Origin of the sequence: Shewanella jiangmenensis (genome assembly GCF_018596335.1) — a bacterium.
Lineage (GTDB): Bacteria > Pseudomonadota > Gammaproteobacteria > Enterobacterales > Shewanellaceae > Shewanella > Shewanella jiangmenensis.
Window position 1 is genome coordinate 1 of the sequence record NZ_JAHEPS010000021.1, and the last position, 2,059, is coordinate 2,059.

Sequence of the window (2,059 nt, forward strand, 5' to 3'; positions counted from 1 at the left end):
TGAGACACAGTTCTGTTGCTGCTAGCATACAGAAAAATGTATTTGACAGGGTTTTGGCACACTTGTTTTTCATCGACCGCTTGTTCATGCAGCAAGACCATCCGGAGGGCAATTTGCCTCTGGTCGGTACGCATGTCATTGAGCGGATAGATATGGAAACTGGTGAGCACTTGCCACCCTCGGTCAATCAGAAAGTCCTCGAGGGGTCATTCAGTACCAAGCTCACCATTCGCTGCGATGGTCAACGGGTCAGGGTGGAAGGCAATCCGTCACGCTGGCAGCGCATGGACAATCTGTTCGGCCTCCAAACACTGGATGAATGCGTTGACGTCTTCAATCATGTACTCAGCCAATTCAACTTGCCCCCGTTCACCAAAAACACTCACGTCTATTACCGCCAGACAGCTGAAGGCAAGAAAGCTCAGCTTGTCGGCAACGGCGCCGAAATCACCGCTATCGACTGGACGGTAAACCATGAAGTCGGGCAGGGCAGAGAAGCCTCATTTATCCGCGGTATGTCATCCATGCAAATTGGCCGTGGTCGCGCACCCAAGCTATATCCGGACGGCCATACCTGTAACTGGGGCGAAGGTTCAACGTGGATGATGACCAAGCTCTACAACAAACATGTGGAAATCAAACGGCATCTGAACAAGGAGAAACGCAAGAAAGACGGTATCGCAGTCGAGCGGCTTGAATATTTAGAAAACCTGATTAATTACTGCGAGTTACACGGTGTAGTACGCGAAGAACACAGCATAAGACAGGCCATGCTTAAACGATATCAGCTGCAATTTTACGGCCGCGTCACTGAAGAAGATTTTTATCCGCACCTGAAAGACATCGAGAACGCTATGAAAACTATCCAGATATCCCACGATGAACACCAATCAATTGCACATCAATTGCTTGCGGCGGGCGCGGTTCAAACCCTGCGTCAGGCTAACACGACCATGTCTTACTGCACCATGTGGCAACATGGGTCAGACCTGCGTGAAATCCTGTCTGAAAGGCAGTACTACGAACACAAATCCCGCCTGAAAGCTATCGGACTGGACATCAGTCAGCGATTTGATGTCAGCCGTATGTGTCCAACACTGCGGCGCTCGGAGGTAATTGAGATCAAACCGTTACCTGTACCTGACTGGTATCACATGCCGATATCGGCTCACTCAAACATACTGCCATTTAGAGCTTACGCCTAAGGAGTGTCACCATGTTAAAAATCGAAGTATTCCAAGAAGATGCCAAAATCCATACCCGTACCATGCCGCCCAAGGACGGCAAGCCTGGGCGAACACTGCATGAACAAGTGGCGTATGCGTACTTAGGCGGCAAGTTCCCAGTGCAGATGAAATTGCAAGTCGATGAAGGCGTACCATATAGCGCCGGAATGTATACCGTGGACAGTTCCAGCTTCATGGTAAACAACTTCGGCGGTCTGGAGCTGAAACGCTTCGGCATGAAGCTGGTTGCATGTGAAAGTTCTCAGGAAAGCCCCAAAGTTGCACCAGTTGCGCGTAGCATCTCTGTAGGATAGGTGCATAATGGAAAATCTACTCAAGGAACTGGCCGAGCTGCTGGAACGAGTCCAAAGCATCAATGAGTTCTTGTTGAAGGACATCGCTACCGAGCAAGCTCGGGGTTATCTGCACGCACAAAACTGTGTACTGGTTGCAGACTTAATCGATATCGTTAAAACGCACAAGGATGAGCAATGCCAAAAGTAAAAGTGTATCTCGATGACTCCACGCCAGACATGCCAATCACGTTTATCCCAAACGAAGGCTGGTACACATGGAAATCAAAACAGATGATGTGGACAGAGCTGGCGTCTGACTTCGGAGAGAACTTCGAAATCATCCCATTAACGCCAGAGCTTCAGCAGCAGATGCTCGCCGCTGGAGATTTCGATGGCTACGCGCCGTGCTAATTAAAGCGCCAAGCACGGAGCTTAGCGGAGCCTGAGCGTAGCGACGTGCTGGCGCATGACCACAGCGATAATCGAGCCCAACACCGCAGCACGCAAACAGCCTCACATCTAAATGCGCACAATGTA

The 2,059-nt window shown here is 50.1% G+C and carries 4 protein-coding genes; all 4 read left to right on the forward strand.

Translation table 11 applies throughout. From position 1 onward, the window contains the following. The coding region (locus tag KJI95_RS19325; RefSeq protein WP_250885970.1) for a phage/plasmid replication protein, II/X family at nucleotides 1-1,205 on the forward strand (1,205 nt) is incomplete at its 5' end. Between the two features lie 11 nt (nucleotides 1,206-1,216). After that, nucleotides 1,217-1,540, forward strand: coding sequence for a single-stranded DNA-binding protein (locus tag KJI95_RS19330; RefSeq protein ID WP_214508834.1), 324 nt, complete (start codon nucleotides 1,217-1,219; stop codon nucleotides 1,538-1,540). A gap of 7 nt (nucleotides 1,541-1,547) precedes the next feature. After that, nucleotides 1,548-1,730, forward strand: coding sequence for a hypothetical protein (locus tag KJI95_RS19335; protein WP_214508835.1), 183 nt, complete (start codon nucleotides 1,548-1,550; stop codon nucleotides 1,728-1,730). Continuing rightward, entirely contained in the window at nucleotides 1,718-1,933 is a 216-nt protein-coding gene (locus KJI95_RS19340) for a hypothetical protein (protein WP_214508836.1), read from the forward strand. The genes KJI95_RS19335 and KJI95_RS19340 overlap by 13 nt, the downstream gene beginning before the upstream one ends. Nucleotides 1,934-2,059: the final 126 nt, after the last annotated feature.

Excerpts from the sequence above, each read along its gene's own strand:
- KJI95_RS19330 (WP_214508834.1), top strand. The coding sequence starts at position 1,217 with ATGTTAAAAATCGAAGTATTCCAAGAAGATGCCAAAATCCATACCCGT.
- KJI95_RS19335 (WP_214508835.1), top strand. The coding sequence starts at position 1,548 with ATGGAAAATCTACTCAAGGAACTGGCCGAGCTGCTGGAACGAGTCCAA.
- KJI95_RS19340 (WP_214508836.1), top strand. The coding sequence starts at position 1,718 with ATGCCAAAAGTAAAAGTGTATCTCGATGACTCCACGCCAGACATGCCA.